This is a genomic window from Ruegeria lacuscaerulensis (assembly GCF_013034685.1).
Lineage (GTDB): Bacteria > Pseudomonadota > Alphaproteobacteria > Rhodobacterales > Rhodobacteraceae > Ruegeria > Ruegeria lacuscaerulensis_B.
In genome coordinates this window covers 198706-217393 of record NZ_WQGO01000003.1, presented here as the reverse complement: position 1 = coordinate 217393, position 18688 = coordinate 198706, and the positions used below count along the sequence as shown (strand labels likewise).

The following is an 18688-nucleotide window of genomic DNA, read 5'->3' as shown; positions in this document are numbered from 1 at the left end:
CGAAATCAAGTGGCAGGCGGGGCGGTCGCGCCGCCGCCTGCCCTTTGTTACAGGCCCAGCGCCTTGCGGCGTTCCTCGGCAAAGCCCTGCACCATACGGTCTGCAATTAGCGCAAGTATGGCCATGGCCGCGCCTGCCGAGATGCCAAGCCCCACATCTGCTTGACCCAGTGCCAGATAGATAGATTGGCCAAGACCGGTGGTGCCGATCAGCGCCGCGATCACCAGCATCGCAAAAGCATACAGGATGGTCTGGTTAAGCCCCAGCAGGATGGTCGGCGCGGCATAGGGCGCGCGGACGTCGCGCATGATCTGCCACTCGGTCGCGCCGCTGGAAATGGCGGCCTCCATCATCTCAGCTGGGGTGTTGACCAAGCCGTGCCGCGTGTAGCGGATCATCGGCACGATCGCATAAGCGCAGATCGCCAGAAAGGCAGAGAACTCACCGATCTGAAACACCATCAGCACCGGGATCAGGAACACGAACAGAGGGATCGTCTGCAGCATGTCACAGATCGGACGTACGATTTTCCAAACGGGTTCCCAAACCGCGCTGGCCAGACCAATCAGCCCGCCGACCACGGCACAGGAAAACACCGCCGCACCGCTGAGGTAGAGCGACAACAAGGCACGCTCCCACAGGCCCGAGACAAGGATGGTGCAAAGCAGCCCCACTGACAGCGCAGCCAGTCGCCAGCCGCCTGCAACATAGCTGAGGGCAGCGGCACCGGTTAGGACAAACGGCCATGGCAGGTTCGCAATGCCGGTTTCCAACATGCCGATCAGGATCAGCACAACCAGCCCTCCGGTCAGGTGCCCACGCCACGCCATCAGCGCAGCGATGACAGCAGCCGCAGCGAACAGGCCGTAGCTCATGCCCGGTGTCCACTGAAAGCCCCATGTGAACGGCAGCACCGCTTGGTCGAGACCAATCCGCAGTGGCAGCAGCACATAGAACAGCGAGTTGTTCTTGAGCGCATCCAGCCAAGGGCCGTTGGCCTGAGTGAAGGCGGTCAAGCCACTGTCGATGGCCCCGGCTAGCGGGTCCAGCAGGGTGAGTTCAGAGGGGTTCGGCAGCCACAGCCAGAAGGCCGCAGTGAACAGCACAGTAAAGCCCAGCACCGCCCAGACGACTCGCTGGTCATAGCGTTTGCGTTCGGTGGCGAGCATTCCGCTCATCCGGTCAATGACGACAGCAAACACCACGATCACAAGACCGGCCATCAGGGATTCGCCGAACTGCGCCTTGCGCATGGTCAGCAGGACCTCCCACCCGATGTCGTTGAAGCCACCAATCACGGCCGCGATGATCACCATCGACAAGGCCGCCATCAGGCATTGGTTCACACCGACCATGATCTGCGTTGCCGCTGCCGGGATTTCCACCTGAAACAGCTGCTGGAACCGTGTGCCACCGGACATGATGGCGGCCTCTTTGATCTCGGGCTCGACCCGTTCCAAGCCCAGCATCACGTTGCGCGCCATGGGCGGTGCCGCGTAGATGGCCGACGCGATCAAACCCACCACCGGGCCAAAACCAAAGAGCAGCAGCAAAGGCGTCAGATAAGCGAAGGTCGGCACGGTCTGCATGACGTCCAGCACGGCTTGAACAAAGTTTTTCACGCGGGGGATCTCATTGGCCAGAATGCCGATCCCTCCACCCACAACCAGCGCCACTGGGACCGAAACGGCCACCAGCGCCAGAGTGTTCATGCTTTCAGTCCAATAGCCCGAGGCCAGCACGAAGCTGAGGCCGAAGAACCCCAGCGCCGCCATGGGCAGCCCGCCCAGATACCAGCCCAGCGCGGTGACAAGCCCAATCAGGATCGGCCATGGCGTATTTGCCAGAACAAAATTCGCCGCATCCATCGGATAGGTCATCAGGTCGGAAAACAACCGCATCGCCGGTTTGATGCCGTTCAGGAACCAGTCGAGGAAGGCTCCGACCCACTGCGTCGCCGGCAACTCCCATGCGGTGGGCCATTTAACCAGCCACGGGGCAATACCCTCAAGCGCCAGACACAGCGCGCCGACGACAACAGTAATCAGTGCCGCCTTGGCTCCGATCGTCAGGCGCGCCTGTGCAGGGATGTCCGTGATCGCCGTCATGTCTCATCCACCTGCAGCGCCGCAGCCAGATCGGACGGGTGAACCGTGCCGACGATATTGCCCGCCTCATCCCGCACTGGCACCGGTTCGTACAGCTCCATGCAATGCGCCAGCGCAGCGTCCAATGTCATACTGGTTGTCAGACCGGGATCGTCCGGGCCACGCTCGGACTCGTCGCGCATGACCGAGGCGACCTTGGCGTGTTGGCCCTTGGCGACGTCTTTCGAGAATTCGCGTACATAGTCATCAACCGGGCGCAGCACGATATCGGTGGGCGTGCCGATCTGCACGATCTTGCCATCGCGCATGATCGCGATGCGGTCGGCCAGTTTCAGCGCCTCTTGGATATCGTGAGTGATAAAGACGATGGATTTCTTCAACGTCGCCTGTATGCGCAGGAATTCGTCCTGCAACTGACGACGGATCAGGGGATCGAGGGCCGAGAACGGCTCATCCAAAAACCAAATGTCGGGGTTCACGGCAAGACTGCGGGCGATGCCCACACGTTGCCTCTGACCGCCCGATAGCTGCCGTGGGAAGCTGTCTTCGCGCCCCTCAAGGCCGACCAATGAGATCACCTCTTGCGCGCGGGCCAGACGTTCCTTTTTACCAACGCCTTGAACACGCAGCGGATAGGCCACGTTTTCGGCGACGGTCATATGGGGGAACAGGCCGAAATGCTGGAACACCATGCCCAGCTTTTTGCGGCGCAGGTCCGTCAGTACCTTTTTCGAGGCTCCAATAACGTTCTCGCCATCCACGCGGATTTCTCCACCCGTGCCGGGCAGCAATTGCGAGATACAGCGGATCAGCGTCGATTTACCCGAACCCGACAGGCCCATGATAACGAAAAGCTCGCCCTCTTTGACCTCGAAATTGGCATCCTGCACGGCGGGGATGAACCCGCGTTCGCGCAAGTCTGTGGCGGCTTTGTCGGCGTCATTCCCTGACCGAGACAGCGCGTCGGTCAGGGCCTTTTCTGCACCGGGGCCAAAGACCTGCCAGAGATTCTGGCAGGCAATGGCTGGTGTTTGTGCGTCAGTCACTTAGGCAGGCTCACTGAGTTGCCGCGTCAACAACCGGACGCCACTTGCCTTCGTTTTCTGCCATCCATGCGCCGACGACTTCCTCGACCTTACCGCCGTCGACGTCAATCGCGCCCATCATCGGCTGCTGATCTTCGACTGCCAACTGATAGTTGGTCAGAATTTCATAAGCTGCGGGCCACTTGTCTTCCATGCCGCTCCAACTGGCCTTGAAGATGCGCGAGGGCGAGAAGTCACAATCATTCACCGCGTTGGGGTTCGGACCCCATGCGGGATCGTTGAAACAGGCTTCTTCACCGGCAGGCAGCTCAACGAATTGCACGTCATAGGCGGACATCGCCCAATGCGGTTGCCAGAAGGTGATCAGCAATGGTGATTTCCGCTCGGTCGAGGCACGCAGTTCGGCAATCAAAGCGCCTTCCGACCCGGCAGGAACAGCTTTGAACGGCAGTTCCAAACCGGTCATGCGGTCAGCACCCGGCGTACCCCAATCAGCCGGATAGTCTACCAGACGGCCACCAGGCAGTGTTTCTGCCGTCGCAAAGACCTGCGCGCAGTCTTTTAGAGCTTCCCATGCAGGCAAACCGGGGCACAAATCTGCCACGTGAGCAGGGTATGCGATGCCTTCCTTGGCATCCAGACCCAGATCACCGATCTCAACCACGGTGCCTTCGGAGACTTTCTTGGCGTATTCATCCGATACGTTCGAAGACCAGATCTCTAGCGTTGCGTCGATATCGCCATCGGCCAGCGCCTGGAACTGGTTCATCATGCCCGCGGTAACGTATTCAACGTTATAGCCTGCAGCTTTCAGCATCTCGCCGGCCACATGCGTCGTCACGTGCTGACCGGTCCATTCGTTGATGGCCAGTTTGATCGGCTCATCCACGGCGCCCATATCGGCGGCATAGGCCGATCCGGCGACGGTCATGGCCAAAAGGCTTACACTCAGTTTCTTCATCGACATTCTCCCTGTCTTCTTTGTGTTCGTCCGGCCGCACATGAAAACGGGCCAGAGCGTTTGATTCACGACATTGCCATGCCGCAACATGCACAAAATCAGCCGGAAAAGGGAAGCGAACAGTTGGGCCCGGCGCGGAAATCACGCGTAAGGTCCATCTGCCTGTCCCCCCTGCTGATACGTGCAGGATACCCTCGCCCTTTCTGTCTATCACATTTTTTCGAGCGGGATATTGATTGATCAGTCAATCACAAACCCAAACCACCTGCTTTGTCGAGTATTTCTTTTGCCCAAACGCAACTTTTTTGTCTTTGCCCGTTTTCACACTGCGTTTGTGAGGGCTTGAAACCCATCCATCAAAGCGCGACCTTTGAGTCGGAGGACCCTGATGCGCCATTTCGACGAACTCTTTCAAATCGCCGCAGACCGTCATGGCGGCGCGCGTGCCCTGGGCGAAAAACTCACCAAGCCCAAGCCGTTGGAGGAACTGGCCGCGATGCCCGAAGACCGCTGGCTTGCGGTGATCACCAAGTGCGTCTTTCAGGCCGGGTTTAACTGGAAAGTCATTGAAAACAAATGGGACGGGTTCGAGACCGCCTTTGACGGGTTCGACGTGGGCAGATGCGCCTTCATGGATGATGAGAAATTCGACGCCCTGCTGACCGACACCCGAATCGTCCGAAACGGCACCAAAATCGCAACCGTCCGGGACAACGCGGCGTTTCTTCTGGAACTTCGGCAGGAAGGCGGAGCGGGGCATGTGCTTGGGGGGTGGCCCTCGACGGATTATGTTGGGTTGCTTGCGATGTTGGCCAAACGGGGATCGCGGTTGGGCGGGGCCTCGGCACAATATGCGATGCGATTTGCCGGGCGGGACAGTTTCATCCTGTCGCAGGACGTCACTGCGCGCCTGATTGCCGAAGGGGTGATCGACAAATCACCCACCTCGAAGAAAGCGATGGCAGCAGTGCAAGAGGCGTTTAACACATGGATGGATCAATCAGGCCGGTCCCTGACCGAAATCAGCCGCGTATTGGCAATGAGCGTTTGAAAACAGATTACAGAGCAGAAGCTAAGGATTAAGCTGCGAACATGTTGCGCCTTATTTTGATGACGTCTGCATTATTATTGACCTCATGCGGTCGTCCGTTGACCGATCAGGAGGTCGCATTCGCCAGCGCCATTCAGGGCGATACGCTGGATGTGGGCACAGTCCGTCTGGTCAAAGGGGCACCGGTTGCCCCGATCACATTTTACCGCAAGGAACGTCCGCGACTGGCATGTCGCGAGCGTATCCTGCCCCCGCAGGAAGAAGGCGTGGTGACGGCAAAACCGGCCGCCGTAGCCCTGTTCAACAAGGTTTATTTCACACAGGATTGGTATCTTGAGGACTACATGTCCGATTTCCCCGAAGAGATGAACCTGATCGCTGCCATGCTTCTGGCGCATGAATTGACCCATGTCTGGCAGTGGCAGAACCGCAAGACCACGGGCTATCATCCCCTGCGTGCAGCGGCAGAACATGGCGGTAACAAAGACCCCTACCTTTTCGATCTGGCGACCTCGTCCGATTTCCTGTCCTACGGGTTCGAACAGCAAGGTGCCATTGTCGAGGAATATGTCTGCTGCCGCGCCCTGGACCCAACTGCGCCCCGCACCGAGCGACTGCATGAAATGCTGGGCGCGCATTTCGATCTGGCCCCTCTGCCCAGTGAGCGGGCCGAGCGGGCGGTTGTCATCCCGTGGTCCGAGGCCAAAATCGGAGGAATATGCCGCTAGGCTCAGTTGCCCTGCAATGTCTCAAGATAGGCCACAAGATCCACGATCGGTTGGCTTGTCAGGATCGGCTGCCCCTGTGGCGTTTTCATCGAGGTGTCCTGCCCGTCGAAATACGGCCCATAGACCGGCATCGGGCTGCCATGGCTGACCAGCGGGTCGCGCCCGTCGATCCGTGAAACGACACGAGCGACCGGGAACGTGCCATCATCGCTGGCAAGTGTTGTCAGGTCTGCGGGTTGAATAACTAAAACTCCGGCCATCGGACCATGCCCGGTGGCATCGATCCCGTGACATGTTGCGCAATAATGCTGGTAGAGCTGCGCACCCTCTTCGACATCCTGCGCACCGGCCTGCGACGCCATCATCCCGGCCGCAACGAAAACACCCCCAACAATCGCTCTGATCATCGCATCCTCCTGTCCCGATTGACATTTGCAGGCTTGCCCGAGGCGAGGCTTGGCGCAATGATCCAGATCAACGCAACCAAAGGATACGGGCCATGACACAATATGCAGCCATCATGTTGGCCGCCGGGGTCGGAGTGCCCATTCTAGCCGCGCTAAACGCGGCTTTGGGCAAGATGATCGGCTCACCCACCACGGCGGCGGTGGTTCTGTTTGCCATCGCCTTTGCGGCCTCAGCAGCGGTCATGGTGGTTTTTCCCGGCTTTGGGGCCCTGTCCAAAATCGCCGAAGCCCCCAAACACCTGCTACTGGCCGGTGTGCTGATTGCCTTCTATGTCCTGTCGATCACCCACGTCGCCCCGCATTTTGGCGTGGGCAACGCAGTGTTCTTCGTGCTGATCGGGCAGTTGATCAGCGCCGCTGCCATTGACCATTTCGGCTTGTTCGGAGCGCAGGTCACGCCGCTGACATGGATCCGCGCAGGCGGTATCGCAGTGATGGCCGCCGGGGTGGCGATCACACAACTGGCTTGAGAATACCCCCATCCAGCCGCAGCTTGCGATCCATCCGGGCAGCCAGATCCATGTTGTGCGTGGCGATCAGGGCCGACAGCCCCTCGTCCCGCACCAATGCCATCAGCGCATCGAACACCTGATCCGAGGTCTCGGGGTCCAGATTGCCCGTTGGTTCATCCGCCAACAATACGCGCGGCGCGTTGGCCAGCGCGCGGCAAAAGGCGACCCGCTGTTGCTCGCCCCCAGACAGGGCCGCCGGGCGGTGATCCGCGCGCGCCGCAACGCCCACACGGTCCAGCAGTGCCATCGCCCTGTCCTGTGCGGCCTTCTCGGAGACACCATTGGCCAGTTGCGGCAGGGTGATGTTCTCCAACGCTGTGAACTCGGGCAGCAGATGGTGGAACTGATAGACAAAACCTACATCCTGCCGCCGCAGCGCGGTGCGGGTGCGGTCGCCTTTGCCTGCGATGCTCTGCCCCGCGATCTCAACGGTGCCGCTATCGGGCGTGTCCAGCAACCCGGCAATATGCAGCAACGTCGACTTGCCCGCCCCAGAGGGCGCCACTAGTGCAACTGCTTCGCCCGCGCATAGGTCCAGATCGACGCCGCGCAGCACCTGCACCTCGCCCGGTGTGCCTTGCAGATAGGTTTTGGTCAGGCCGTTCAGCCGCAATGTCACATCACTCATAGCGCAGCGCCTCAACCGGGTTCAGCCGCGCTGCGCGACGGGCCGGGAAATAGGTGACAAAAAAGGACAGGCCCAGCGACAGCCCGACCGCCTTGAGCACATCGGACAGGTGCAATTCAGCAGGCAACGCATAGATGCCCCGGATCGACGGATCCCAGACCCCGCCGCCCATGACAAAATTCACAAAGCTGAAGATCGGGTCGATATAGATCGCAAACAGGCAACCCAGCACCACACCCATCGTGGTGCCGATAATGCCAGTAAATGACCCGCAGATGAAGAACACGCGCAGGACAGACCCCTCGCTGAGGCCAATGGTGCGCAGGATGCCGATATCTCGCCCCTTGTTCTTGACCAGCATGATCAGACCCGAAACGATGTTCATCGCCGCAATCAGTACGAGGATCGACAGGATGATGAACATCACATTGTCCTCGACCTCAAGCGCGCGCAGGAACCCGCCCGAGGCGTCCTGCCAGGTCCAGATCTGACTGCGGTCGCCTGCGGCCTCAAGGATCGGGATCAGTATGGGTGTCAGATTCTCGGGCTCATCCACCATAACCTCGATCTCATCGGCGACACCTTCGCGGTTGAAGAAGGTCTGCGCTTGCTCGAACGGCATATACACGCGGGTGCGGTCGATGTCATAGCGCCCGGCCGAGAACACATAGACCACCCGATAGGCGCTTACGCGGGGCGAGGTTCCAAAAGCCGTCTTTACCCCGTTAGGCGAGGTCAGCTTGACTGTATCCCCTACTGTAGCGCCGATACTGCGCGCCACGCCCGAACCGATCGCAATGACGAATTCCTCGTTCTGGAATTCCGACAGATCGCCCACCGCCTGATCGCTTTCGGCGATGCCCGGCAGGTCCAACAAGTCGTCCGGCTGTATCCCAAAAACTTCGACACCGCTGCTGCGGTCGCGGTTGGTGATCAGCACTTGCCCCTTGACCAAAGGTGCCGCCCGTTGAACGCCCGGCACCTGCCCGATCCTGTCAGCCACCTGATCGTAGTTTTCAATGGTCCGATCTACGCGCCCCTGCGCATCAAAATTCCCAGCCGAAAAAACCGTCACATGCGCGTTGGCCCCCAGAATGGTGCCCACAAACTCGGCACGGAAACCCGATCGAACAGCCAACGTGGCGATCAGAGCGAACACGGCCAAGGTGATCCCGATCAGCGAGATCCAGGTCATTACGCTGACGCCCCCCTCGGCGCGGCGCGCGCGTAGGTATCGCCAGGCGATTTTCCATTCAAAAGGTGCAAAAGGCGGGGGTGTCTTGGCCATACCTGCTCCGGTGTTTTTGTTGGACGTGACCCTTTCGGCATTTGGCCGAATGGTCAAGCCGTGCGTTATCCCGACAGGGCGGCGGTTTGCTGCAATACGGCCTCGGCCCGGTTGCGGTCGCAAATGCTGCGCGCCTCAAGCTCGTGAAAAACACGGTCGCGCAAATCCTGGGGCAGGTTTGCGATGGCACGGTTGTGCAACCCAAGCGTCAATGTGCGCGGGTCATCCAGCCGTCCCAGCAACTGCGTCAGCACTTCGGTCGAATAGGTAGGCCAGAGCCCGATGGCTGTGGACTCGGTTTCTTCGAACCAGGGCGGGTATCCGTCGGGGGATTTCAGGCAAAACGCGTTCATCAGCATGAACTCTGAGGGCCGCCTGCGCGACGCGAACAAGGCCTGAACCGAGCCGTAGCGCGCGTTGATTTCATCCAGCAGAGACAGGACAAGCGACCGGCGCACAGGGTACGGCGTGGCAAAGGTTGTAGTCTTGATCTGCCCTGGATCAGACCGTGGCGCACCTAGGGCATCCAAACTTTGCAGCAGCCAGTTGCGGTGAAAATCACTTTCAATGTCAATGAACGGGATGCGCGCCGCGCCACCGGGCGTAAAGAACTCTGCCTCATCAAACTGGCGCAGAAACAGGTTCTTGGTGTCCAGAATGACCATATTCTCGGAGGCCGCGACCCGCGCCGCGCCCAGTTTCAGAATCTGTTGATTGCGGTAGCCATTGTTGCCACGCCACCCGCCCTTGCGGATCAGCGGAATGCGAAAGCGGTTCTCGATCAGCACACGATCCAGAACCGGACGTCGCGCACAATGACCGGCCCCCAATAAAACATCGTCTCCACTGAGGACGCGCACCTTGTCTTGCAGCGCTCCGTAGGCAGGTAGGATCGGCTCGATCTGATGCCGCAACGTACCTTCATCAACGTCGTTCATGATCACATGGACCGACCCGACCTGCGCCGGGTCAACAAACCGGGCGAAGGATAACGCCTGAAGTTCCAGCAGAGGGAAGTCCTTGGAATATACGACCGTTGCGAAACTCAGCACCAGGTGGACCCTTTCAAGGTTTTCGCCCCTCTATCAGCAATCCCGTTTGGTTCCAACCAACCCAACGCCCGAATCAGCTCTGCCTGCTGAAGGGCTCGATCAATCAGAGCGTAAGTGGACATCCGTCAGACACACCAAGGGTTGTGACACCGTTCACAGACATCGCGCAACTGTTTCAGCTATGTAGTCAATGCTAGGTTTGCGTGATCGACTGAACTCAAAATGCAACATATCGCGCGGAACAAAATTTCGATTTTTGATTATTTTGCGAAACTTTGTCACCCTGACTGTGGGGGAATACATTTGTAGGAGCGGGGGTCGCTCATGAGTATTCGACTAAACAAAGAAGAAGCGGGCGTCATTTCAGCCCGGCAGGCATCAACAGAACTGGATTGTGAAACGGCCGCATTGCTGAGGGCCGCGATCCGACCTTTATTTGCAAGTGCTGCAAGTTGGAACAGCCTCACCGATATTCTGAAAGACAAGGGGTATCAACTGGCCTTCCGACAGGGTCGGCTGTGTGTCACCGAGATCGCCACGGCAAAACGGATTTGCGGGCTGCGGTTTCTGGGGTTGGAGTTTCGCGATCTGGTGCAACGGATGGGACGCCCCATCGTTGTTGCCCGCGACAGTGAAACCGGAGACCTGCTAGCCGCCCGACCTTCGGTGAACGGCGCTTAGAAGCTGCGCCAGAACTGGACTGAACGCCGCGTGGTCTTCCACAGGCTGTGGCGCGCCGCCGCTTTGATACCGGCGCATGTTCCCGGTTCGATCAAGCGCCCAAGGACCAGTTTCGCGGGCATGTGACCGCGATGGTAGAACCGGCAGAAATCATCCTCGGTCAAGTCACGCGCGGCTTTACGCCTGTCGTAATACTTCATCCAGACCCGCGCATAGTCACGGGCCGTCACATCCGTATCACTGCTGGCCCCGCGCCCCCAGAACATCGAGATCGGCTCATCCATCCGTTCGCCCTGATACCCGGCCGTGATCATACGCAGCATCAGGTCATAATCGGCCGCCACGCGGAATTGCGGATCATGGCCGCCCAGCGCCGCAAACACGTCGCGCCGGATCAGGACTGAGTTATGGCAGAACGGCATCCGTTGCAGGATCGCAGTCAGCGACATGCGCTTTTCGCGGCTTTCTGTCCCATCCTCGAACCTGCGCAAGGTCGAACCATACAAAAAATCGGGTTGGCTCGCTATCAGCCGGTCGGCCACAATGTTCAGGACGTTATCCGAGGCCAGCGAGTCATCGGAGTTCAGAAACAGCAGATACTGGCCGCTCGCGGCCCCTGCCCCCTTGTTCATCGCGTCATAGAGGTTGAGGTCCGGTTCGCTGATCACGCGAGTCCGCTGCGCGTCTGCAGTGACCTCTTGCAGAAAGGCAACTGTGCCGTCGGTCGAGGCCCCGTCCTGAATGACATGTTCGGCCCGCCCACATTTCTGGCGAGCCATACAGGTGATCACTTCGCGAAAGCTATCCTGCCGCCCTTGGGACAGCAAGTTATGCGTCGCCGTGATGACCGAGATCAGCGGCGCGTCGGTGTCAGCCGATTTGCTCATAGATCTCGGCGATCTTGGTGACGGCGGCCTCGGGGCTGAGTTCCTCGCTCTCGCCCGAGCGGCGGCAGGTCAGTTCAACCACACCGTTTTTCAACCCGCGCGGGCCAACGGTGATGCGCCATGGCAGACCGATCAGGTCCATGGTGGCAAACTTGCCGCCTGCCCGCTCGTTGCGGTCGTCATAGAGCGGCTCAAGCCCCAACGCAGTCAGCGCACCGTAGAGCTTGTCACAGGCCGCGTCTGCTTCTTCGTCGCCCTGTTTCAGGTTCACGATCCCGCAATGGAACGGGGTTACGCCTTCGGGCCAGATGATGCCTTTGTCGTCATGGCTGGCCTCGATGATGGCGCCGATCAGGCGGCTCACGCCGATGCCGTGGCTGCCCATGTGAACCGGGGTCGGCTTGCCATCCGGGCCTTGAACGGTCGCGCCCATCGCCTCGGAATATTTGGTCCCGAAATAGAAGATCTGCCCCACTTCGATCCCTCGCGCCACGCGGCGGCGCTCTTCCGGCACTTGGTTGAACAGCCCCTCGTCATGGGTTTCGTCGGTGCGTGCGTATTTTGAGGTAAACTCCTCGAGGATTGCCTGACATTGCGCGCGGTCATCATAGTCGATCAAGCGGTCGCCAAAACTCAGGTCGGTGACAGCGCTGTCATAGAAGACCTCGGATTCACCCGTATCGGCCAGCACAAGGAATTCATGCGTGTCATCGCCACCGATGGGGCCGGAATCGGCGCGCATCGGGATGGCTTGCAGGCCCATACGCTCATAGGTGCGCAGGTAGCTGACCAGATGGCGGTTATAAGCGTGCAGCGCCTCCTCTTTGGTCAGGTCGAAATTGTATCCGTCCTTCATGTAGAACTCACGCCCCCGCATAACGCCGAAACGCGGGCGGATTTCGTCGCGGAACTTCCACTGGATCTGGTACAGGGTCAGCGGCAGGTCTTTGTAGCTGTTGACGTGGCCGCGGAAGATATCGGTTACCAGTTCCTCAGCCGTGGGCGTGAACAGCATATCCCGGTCATGCCGGTCCTTCATCCGCAGCATTTCCTGACCGTAGTCATCATAGCGCCCGGATTCGCGCCACAGGTCCGCCGATTGGATGATCGGCATCTGGATCGCAATGTGGCCCGCGCGCGCCTGCTCTTCATGGATGATGTTTTCCAGCTTGCGCAGCACTTTGAAGCCCATCGGCAGCCACGAGTAAATCCCGGCGGATGCCTGTTTGATCATGCCCGCGCGCAGCATCAGCCGGTGGCTGACGATCTGGGCCTCAGACGGGTTTTCCTTGAGAACGGGCAGAAAGTAACGGCTCAGGCGCATGGGAGGACCTTCGAAGGTGAAAATTTCGCTGCAAGGTGATTATGCCAAAGCCTCGCCGGGGGCAATCACGCAATGGCGTTTTTGCGACCCCGGGCCCGTCGCATTTTTTATTGACCCGCCAGTCAGGAATCTCAAATGTGACAGGAATGTAAAAACATGAGGCCCCGATGCAGACAATCTCGGAACCCGCCCGTCAAATTCCTGTTGTTCACCAGACAGATGTTCTGGTCGTGGGCTCTGGCCCCGCCGGGCTGGCCGCCGCTTTGGCCGCCGCGCGCGCCGGGGCCGAGGTGTCACTGGTCGATCGCTTCGGCTGTATGGGTGGCAACATCACCGCCGTGGGGGTCGAAGGGTTCGCCTGGTATCGCCATGAACAAACAGTCGAGGCAGGCGGCATCGGGATGGAGTTCGAGACCCGCGCCAAAGAGATGGGCGCGGCGGTGCCAGAAAGCCAATCGCTCAGCTATGAGTTGGACAGCGAAGGGTTCAAGCTGGTGGCCGACAAGCTGGTCGAAGAGGCCGGCGTGCATCCCATGCTGCACCGTCAGTTCGTGGCCCCGATCATGGACGGCAACCGGATCACCGGCATCATCACCGAATCCAAAGCGGGTCGCGAGGCGATTCTGGCCCGCGTCGTGATCGACGCCACCGGCGACGCCGATGTCGCCCACCGCGCCGGTGCGCCCACCCACAAAACCGCGCGCGAGGATATGATGGCGGCCTCGGTCATGTTCCATCTGGCCGGTGTCGACAAGCGCGCCTTTATGGAAGGCGTCAAGGCCGATCCGCAGACCTACAAGGACTGGGGCGGCGGCGGTGAATGGAACATCGAGACCTCAGGCAAAGAGGACGACATGTTCTCGCCCTTCGTTCACAAACCCTTCCAACAGGCGATAGATGCAGGGATGATCCCGCCGCACCTGAACACCATCGCTGGCACGTGGGGCGCGATGCATGACACTGGTGAGCTGACTTATATGAACCTCATCCATCTGGCCGAAATCGACGGAACAGATCCCGACAGCCTGACACGGGGCGAGATCGAGGGCCGCCGTCAGTCGATGCTGGCCATCGAGGCACTGCGGCGCTTCATGCCGGGCTGCGAAAACGCGCGGCTGCGGAATTTCGGAATGACCATCGGCATCCGCGACACCCGCAAGATCGACGCGATTTACAACATGACCGAGGATGACGCCCGCCATCAGGGCCGGTTCGAAGATACGATCGGCATCTACCCCGAATTCATTGACGGCTATGGCATCCTAATCCTGCCCACCACGGGGCGGTACATGCAGGTGCCCTATCGTTCGATGCTCCCCAAGGGAATCAAAGGGCTACTGGTAGCGGGCCGTTCCCACGGAGCCGACAAAGTGGCCCATGCCGCCACACGCAACATGGCCTGCTGCGCTGTCATGGGCCAAGGCGCAGGCATCGCCGCTGCGCTGTCGCTGAAAAGCAATCAGGAGGTCGACACGATGAACCTCGCCCCCGTCCATAAAGAACTCGACCGTCAGGGCGTGCGGATTCACTGATGCAGCATATCCCGACCATCGACATTTCGCCTCTGCGTGACCCTGCGCACCCGGACTATGCCCGAACCGTTCAGCAAATCATGGACGCCTGCACTGGGATCGGCTTTCTGTCGATCACCGGCACGGGCATTTCCCCCGATACTGTAGACGCCGTGCGCGCTTGCGTGCGCGATATCTTTGCGGTCGAGGAAAGCGCCAAATGGGATCAGGCGATCACGCGCGAGAACTATCGTGGATATATCCCAATGGGGTTCTTCACCCCCAATGACGGATCAGGCAAGGCCGACAAATACGAAGGCTACAAGCTACACTATGACGTGGCCCCCGATGCACCGATCCGGCAGGACTGCGCACTTTATGGCCCTAACCTCTGGCCAAAGGGCGTGGATAGCGCGCGCGACACGATACTTGGCTATTGGTCGAAACTGGATGCGGTGGCCGATCATCTGCTGGGCGCGCTAGAGGTCGGCCTGCCCCTGCCCGCGCGCGCCCTTCGCGATGCCTTTGTCGATCCAATGACCAACATGACTCTGCTGCATTACCCGCCGCAGGCTCCGGATGAAGGCGGCTATGGCATCCACCCGCACAAGGACACCGACGCGCTGACCATCATCGCGCCAGACCCAGTTGGAGGGCTGGAGGTTCAGAACCGCGAAGGTGGCTGGATCACGCCGGACTGCCCGCCGGGCGGGTTTGTCGTGAATATCGGTGACATGCTGGAACTATGGTCCGGTGGGCGCTTGAAATCCACGCCACACCGGGTCGTGAACCGATCTGGACAAGAACGGTACTCGTTTCCCTATTTCGCGGTGCCACGCCATAACGTTGTTGTCTCGCCCTTGTTGGAGCCGCAACCCGGTTTTGACCGCCCGGCTGTTCACTGCGGTCACTGGTCGGCCGAAATATGGCGAACCAACTGGCCCGATGAAATTGCGGATGAGGCGACGCCGGAACTGGGAACGTTGCAAGACTGACAGGCTGAAAATATCCCGTGCATGAAGCACTTGCATCACCGTGCTGCATACGCCAAGAACGATGGCAAGCGCCGCAAAAAGGGGACAGCCATGGCTTTGCCGGTGAAGGATCAGCTTAGGTATTGGGGCATCGTCGCTGCCGTATTTGTGCTGATGTTATGGGCCCTTGGCGATGTCTTGCTTCCATTTGTGATCGGCGGGGCCATTGCCTATTTCCTTGATCCGGTCGCCGACCGTCTTGAAAATTTTGGCCTGTCCCGGATGGCCGCCACCGGGCTTATCACCGTGGTTGGGGTTTTGGGTTTTGTCCTGCTGATCCTGATGGTGGTTCCTGCGCTGGTGACGCAGTTGATTGATCTGATCGAGTTCATGCCAAGCCTCGTCAAACAACTGCGCGGCTTTGTCGAACAAAAATTCCCTTCCCTCCTTGATACCCAATCCAGTTCGCATCAGTTCCTGGTGTCGCTGGGTGAAACGTTGCAATCCAAAACCGGGGATGTTCTTCAGTCCGTCGCCGCCTCGCTCGGGTCGGCGATCAACGTCGTTGTCCTGCTGGTGATCGTGCCCGTTGTGGCCGTCTACCTTCTGCTGGACTGGGATCGCATGATCGCCCGGATCGGAGAGCTGCTGCCCCGTGACCACGCCCCGACCATCAAACGGCTGGCGGGTGAAATCGACGATGTTCTGGCCTCATTTGTGCGCGGCATGGGCACGGTCTGCCTGATATTGGGCACCTACTACGCGGTCGCGCTGATGGCTGTCGGTCTGCAGTTCGGACTAATCGTTGGGTTCATCGCCGGGCTGGTTACGTTCATCCCCTATCTGGGCGCCCTGATCGGAGGATCGCTGGCCATCGGTCTGGCGCTGTTCCAGTTCTGGGGCGATTGGGCGCATATCGCGCTTGTCGCGGGTATTTTTGCGGTCGGTCAGGTGACCGAGGGCAATTTCCTGACTCCAAAGCTGGTCGGCAGCTCGGTCGGGCTGCATCCGGTCTGGCTGTTGTTGGCCCTGTCAGTGTTTGGAGCGCTGTTTGGCTTTGTCGGAATGCTGGTGGCAGTTCCGGTCGCAGCGGCGCTGGGGGTTCTTGCACGGTTCTGCACCTCGGTCTATCTGGACAGCCGACTGTATACCGGCCTGGAAGGCTTGAACCAGAAAGACGACTGAATGGCTCGCCAACTGAACTTCGATCTTCCAGCCAAAACTGCGCTGGGGCGCGAGGATTTTTTCGTCTCGCCCGCAAACGCGCTAGCGGTCGCCATGATCTCGGCAACGTCCTGGCCGGGTAACAAGCTGGTCCTGAGCGGCCCCGCCGGTTCAGGCAAGACGCATCTGGCCCATGTTTGGGCGGCGGAAACCGGCGGGCGTATTCTGCATGCCACCGATCTGCGCCACGAAGATGTTCCCGCACTGGCCCAAACTCCGATTGCCATCGAAGATGTGCCCATGATCGCCGACGATGCCGAACGGCAAAAAACGCTGTTTCACCTGCACAACCTGACTTTGGCCGAAGGTAATGCCCTGCTTATGACCGGGCGTCTGGCTCCGAAATTCTGGGAACTGCCCCTGCCCGATCTGCAAAGCAGGATCGAAGGCGCGCATCACGTTTCGCTGGATCCGCCCGATGATGCCTTACTGGGCGCGGTACTGGCCAAACTATTCGTGGACCGGCAGTTGAACCCCGGCCCCGAGGTGATCTCGTACCTCGTCAAACATATGGACCGTCGGTTTGAAACAGCTGCCGACGTGGTCGCCCAGCTTGATATGCTGGCCCTGACCGAGAAACGCGACATTACCCGCGCGCTGGCTGTACGGGTTCTCAATTCGGACCCCGCCGAAGTCGCATCCGGCGATTGACCCGCAACGAACGATTTCGCATTCTAAGCACGGAATATCTGGAAGAGACATGGATCAGACCGTCGAGACCGACATCCCCGACTGGGGACCTTTCGGAAAGCCGCTATTCGACAACCCCGAGGCCCGCGCTCTGTCGCGCGTCGGCGTTGTCGATGTCGGGTCAAACTCGGTCCGGATGGTGATCTTTGACGGCGCGGCGCGCTCGCCCGCCTATTTCTACAACGAAAAAGTCATGTGTGAGCTGGGCGCAGGTCTGTCCGAGACCGGGCGGCTCAATCCGCGCGGACGAGAGCGCGCCCTGGCCGCCCTGCGCCGCTTTGCCCAACTGGCAGATGATCTGGGTCTGCCCGGCCTGCACGTGGTTGCCACCGCCGCCGTGCGCGAAGCCAAGGATGGCCCAGCCTTCTGCAAGGACGTCCATGCCGAGACCGGCCTGACCGTCTCGGTCATCGATGGCGGGGAAGAGGCGCGCCTGTCTGCCCAAGGCGTCCTGCTAGGCTGGCCCGGTGCCTATGGGTTGATCTGCGACATCGGCGGGTCCTCGATGGAACTGGCCGAAATCGGGGAGGGAGACGTAGGCCGCCGCCTGACATCAGCCCTTGGTCCGCTGAAACTGCGCGACATTAAAGGTGGTCGCCGGGCACGCAAGGCGCATATCAAGGAAACGATGGAGGACCTGCGCGACCGGCTTGGCCCACAGAGGGATCGTTTGTTTCTGGTCGGCGGCAGTTGGCGGGCCTTTGCGCGTCTGGACATGTTGCGTCGGGGCTATCCCCTGAACGTTCTGCATGAATACCGCATGACAACCAAGCAGGTACATGAAACGATCAAGTTCATCGAAAAAGGCGACTCCGAGAAACTGCGCAATCGCGCCGGTGTCTCAAGCTCGCGCATGGCGTTGATCCCTTACGCGATGGACGTGCTCGCGCGGCTGCTGCGCACCTTCAAGCCCAAGGATATTGCGATCTCAAGCTATGGTATCCGCGAGGGGCTGCTGTACGAACAGATGCCCCAAATTCTGCGCGACCGTGATCCGCTGATCGAAGCCAGCCGGTTTTCCGAGGCCAAGGATGCGCGCCTACCCGGTTTCGGCAAACACCTGTTCGACTTCGTGATGCCCCTGTTCAAATCTGCCCCGCCAGCGCGGGTGCGGCTAATCAAGGCGGCCTGTCTGCTGCATGACGTTAGCTGGCGCGCCCATCCCGACTACCGGGCAGAGACTTGCTTCGACTATGTCACCCGCGCCAATCTGGGCGGGCTGAAACACTCGGAACGGGTATTTATCGGGCTGGCTTTGCAGCACCGCTATCGCAACAAGCGCGAGGACACCCGCTTTGCGCCGCTATACGAGTTGCTGGACGAAAACGGCCAGAAACAGGCCGAGATTCTGGGCAAGGCCATGCGCTTTGGTGCAATGTTGTGGATGCAGAACGACGCTACCATGGGCAAGCTGCGCTTTTACCCCAAGAAACGCCAGCTTGAGTTGTTCTTGCCCGAAACCGCTGCCGCCTTGTTCAGCGAAGTGGCCGAGGCACGGCTGAATTCTCTGGCAACTGCGTTGAAATCCGAAACCCGGATCGTGCTTAAAGGCTGAA

The 18688-nt window shown here is 59.8% G+C and carries 18 protein-coding genes; 9 read left to right on the top strand and 9 right to left on the bottom strand.

Annotated features, from left to right (window positions below; all coding sequences use genetic code 11):
* Positions 1–47: 47 nt before the first annotated feature.
* The 3 genes from GOV80_RS08735 to GOV80_RS08725 are packed head-to-tail and all read right to left on the bottom strand — an operon-like array spanning position 48 to position 4115.
* Positions 48–2108 carry an ABC transporter permease gene (locus GOV80_RS08735; protein WP_170784063.1) on the bottom strand — a complete coding sequence of 687 codons (2061 nt, stop codon included), beginning with the start codon at positions 2106–2108 and terminating at the stop codon, positions 48–50.
* Positions 2105–3154, bottom strand: a complete 1050-nt coding sequence (locus GOV80_RS08730; RefSeq protein WP_170784061.1) for a betaine/proline/choline family ABC transporter ATP-binding protein — start codon at positions 3152–3154, stop codon at positions 2105–2107. The genes GOV80_RS08735 and GOV80_RS08730 overlap by 4 nt, the downstream gene beginning before the upstream one ends.
* Before the next feature lie 10 nt (positions 3155–3164).
* Positions 3165–4115: an ABC transporter substrate-binding protein gene (locus GOV80_RS08725; RefSeq protein ID WP_170784059.1), complete on the bottom strand. Its 951-nt coding sequence runs from the start codon at positions 4113–4115 to the stop codon at positions 3165–3167.
* A 388-nt stretch (positions 4116–4503) separates the two neighbouring features.
* Between GOV80_RS08725 and GOV80_RS08720 the strand changes: the two genes are divergently transcribed.
* Together GOV80_RS08720 and GOV80_RS08715 are read left to right on the top strand one after the other, a co-directional pair.
* Positions 4504–5166 (top strand): DNA-3-methyladenine glycosylase I, encoded by a 663-nt coding sequence (locus GOV80_RS08720; protein ID WP_170784057.1) that lies wholly within the window; start codon positions 4504–4506, stop codon positions 5164–5166.
* Positions 5167–5207: 41 nt separating this feature from the next.
* Positions 5208–5894: a hypothetical protein gene (locus tag GOV80_RS08715; protein WP_170784055.1), complete on the top strand. Its 687-nt coding sequence runs from the start codon at positions 5208–5210 to the stop codon at positions 5892–5894.
* Positions 5895–5896: 2 nt separating this feature from the next.
* On the opposite strand, the gene GOV80_RS08710 is transcribed toward GOV80_RS08715, so the two are convergent.
* Complete coding sequence (locus tag GOV80_RS08710; RefSeq protein WP_170784053.1) at positions 5897–6301, bottom strand: c-type cytochrome; 405 nt, start codon at positions 6299–6301, stop codon at positions 5897–5899.
* A 92-nt stretch (positions 6302–6393) separates the two neighbouring features.
* On the opposite strand from GOV80_RS08710, the gene GOV80_RS08705 reads away from it, so the two are divergent.
* Positions 6394–6831 carry a DMT family transporter gene (locus GOV80_RS08705; protein ID WP_170784051.1) on the top strand — a complete coding sequence of 146 codons (438 nt, stop codon included), beginning with the start codon at positions 6394–6396 and terminating at the stop codon, positions 6829–6831.
* Here GOV80_RS08705 and GOV80_RS08700 read toward each other — a convergent pair.
* The 3 genes from GOV80_RS08700 to GOV80_RS08690 all read right to left on the bottom strand — a co-directional run bounded on the left by GOV80_RS08700 (position 6815) and on the right by GOV80_RS08690 (position 9841).
* Positions 6815–7501 carry an ABC transporter ATP-binding protein gene (locus tag GOV80_RS08700; protein WP_170784049.1) on the bottom strand — a complete coding sequence of 229 codons (687 nt, stop codon included), beginning with the start codon at positions 7499–7501 and terminating at the stop codon, positions 6815–6817. The genes GOV80_RS08705 and GOV80_RS08700 overlap by 17 nt on opposite strands.
* The gene (locus GOV80_RS08695) at positions 7494–8789 is read right to left on the bottom strand and encodes a lipoprotein-releasing ABC transporter permease subunit (protein WP_170784047.1); all 1296 of its coding nucleotides are present in this window, start codon (positions 8787–8789) and stop codon (positions 7494–7496) included. The genes GOV80_RS08700 and GOV80_RS08695 overlap by 8 nt, the downstream gene beginning before the upstream one ends.
* 65 nt (positions 8790–8854) lie before the next feature.
* Positions 8855–9841: a DUF6492 family protein gene (locus GOV80_RS08690; protein WP_170784045.1), complete on the bottom strand. Its 987-nt coding sequence runs from the start codon at positions 9839–9841 to the stop codon at positions 8855–8857.
* Between the two features lie 324 nt (positions 9842–10165).
* On the opposite strand from GOV80_RS08690, the gene GOV80_RS08685 reads away from it, so the two are divergent.
* Complete coding sequence (locus GOV80_RS08685; RefSeq protein ID WP_170769168.1) at positions 10166–10522, top strand: hypothetical protein; 357 nt, start codon at positions 10166–10168, stop codon at positions 10520–10522.
* Here GOV80_RS08685 and GOV80_RS08680 read toward each other — a convergent pair.
* Complete coding sequence (locus GOV80_RS08680) at positions 10519–11409, bottom strand: glycosyltransferase family 2 protein (protein WP_170784043.1); 891 nt, start codon at positions 11407–11409, stop codon at positions 10519–10521. The genes GOV80_RS08685 and GOV80_RS08680 overlap by 4 nt on opposite strands.
* The gene (proS, locus tag GOV80_RS08675) at positions 11393–12733 is read right to left on the bottom strand and encodes a proline--tRNA ligase (protein ID WP_170769166.1); all 1341 of its coding nucleotides are present in this window, start codon (positions 12731–12733) and stop codon (positions 11393–11395) included. Before proS ends, GOV80_RS08680 begins: the two co-directional genes overlap by 17 nt.
* 167 nt (positions 12734–12900) lie before the next feature.
* On the opposite strand from proS, the gene GOV80_RS08670 reads away from it, so the two are divergent.
* From GOV80_RS08670 to GOV80_RS08650, 5 genes are all read left to right on the top strand, one after another.
* The gene (locus tag GOV80_RS08670; protein ID WP_170784041.1) at positions 12901–14265 is read left to right on the top strand and encodes an FAD-dependent oxidoreductase; all 1365 of its coding nucleotides are present in this window, start codon (positions 12901–12903) and stop codon (positions 14263–14265) included.
* On the top strand, positions 14265–15239 hold the full coding sequence (locus GOV80_RS08665; protein ID WP_170784039.1) for an isopenicillin N synthase family dioxygenase: 975 nt from the start codon (positions 14265–14267) through the stop codon (positions 15237–15239). Before GOV80_RS08670 ends, GOV80_RS08665 begins: the two co-directional genes overlap by 1 nt.
* 90 nt (positions 15240–15329) lie before the next feature.
* Positions 15330–16403 carry an AI-2E family transporter gene (locus tag GOV80_RS08660; protein WP_170769163.1) on the top strand — a complete coding sequence of 358 codons (1074 nt, stop codon included), beginning with the start codon at positions 15330–15332 and terminating at the stop codon, positions 16401–16403.
* On the top strand, positions 16404–17093 hold the full coding sequence (locus tag GOV80_RS08655) for a P-loop NTPase family protein (RefSeq protein WP_170784037.1): 690 nt from the start codon (positions 16404–16406) through the stop codon (positions 17091–17093). It abuts the gene before it with no gap.
* Between the two features lie 49 nt (positions 17094–17142).
* A complete protein-coding gene (locus GOV80_RS08650; protein ID WP_170784035.1) occupies positions 17143–18687 on the top strand; it encodes a Ppx/GppA family phosphatase in 1545 nt (514 codons plus the stop codon).
* Position 18688 lies beyond the last annotated feature (1 nt).

Bases quoted from the DNA above. Each gene is read 5' to 3' on its own strand.
- GOV80_RS08700 (WP_170784049.1), bottom strand. From the start codon at position 7,501: ATGAGTGATGTGACATTGCGGCTGAACGGCCTGACCAAAACCTATCTG.
- GOV80_RS08710 (WP_170784053.1), bottom strand. From the start codon at position 6,301: ATGATCAGAGCGATTGTTGGGGGTGTTTTCGTTGCGGCCGGGATGATG.
- GOV80_RS08685 (WP_170769168.1), top strand. From the start codon at position 10,166: ATGAGTATTCGACTAAACAAAGAAGAAGCGGGCGTCATTTCAGCCCGG.
- GOV80_RS08715 (WP_170784055.1), top strand. From the start codon at position 5,208: ATGTTGCGCCTTATTTTGATGACGTCTGCATTATTATTGACCTCATGC.
- GOV80_RS08705 (WP_170784051.1), top strand. From the start codon at position 6,394: ATGACACAATATGCAGCCATCATGTTGGCCGCCGGGGTCGGAGTGCCC.
- GOV80_RS08660 (WP_170769163.1), top strand. From the start codon at position 15,330: ATGGCTTTGCCGGTGAAGGATCAGCTTAGGTATTGGGGCATCGTCGCT.
- GOV80_RS08670 (WP_170784041.1), top strand. From the start codon at position 12,901: ATGCAGACAATCTCGGAACCCGCCCGTCAAATTCCTGTTGTTCACCAG.
- GOV80_RS08695 (WP_170784047.1), bottom strand. From the start codon at position 8,789: ATGGCCAAGACACCCCCGCCTTTTGCACCTTTTGAATGGAAAATCGCC.
- GOV80_RS08735 (WP_170784063.1), bottom strand. From the start codon at position 2,108: ATGACGGCGATCACGGACATCCCTGCACAGGCGCGCCTGACGATCGGA.
- proS (WP_170769166.1), bottom strand. From the start codon at position 12,733: ATGCGCCTGAGCCGTTACTTTCTGCCCGTTCTCAAGGAAAACCCGTCT.
- GOV80_RS08665 (WP_170784039.1), top strand. From the start codon at position 14,265: ATGCAGCATATCCCGACCATCGACATTTCGCCTCTGCGTGACCCTGCG.
- GOV80_RS08680 (WP_170784043.1), bottom strand. From the start codon at position 11,409: ATGAGCAAATCGGCTGACACCGACGCGCCGCTGATCTCGGTCATCACG.
- GOV80_RS08720 (WP_170784057.1), top strand. From the start codon at position 4,504: ATGCGCCATTTCGACGAACTCTTTCAAATCGCCGCAGACCGTCATGGC.
- GOV80_RS08655 (WP_170784037.1), top strand. From the start codon at position 16,404: ATGGCTCGCCAACTGAACTTCGATCTTCCAGCCAAAACTGCGCTGGGG.
- GOV80_RS08725 (WP_170784059.1), bottom strand. From the start codon at position 4,115: ATGAAGAAACTGAGTGTAAGCCTTTTGGCCATGACCGTCGCCGGATCG.
- GOV80_RS08650 (WP_170784035.1), top strand. From the start codon at position 17,143: ATGGATCAGACCGTCGAGACCGACATCCCCGACTGGGGACCTTTCGGA.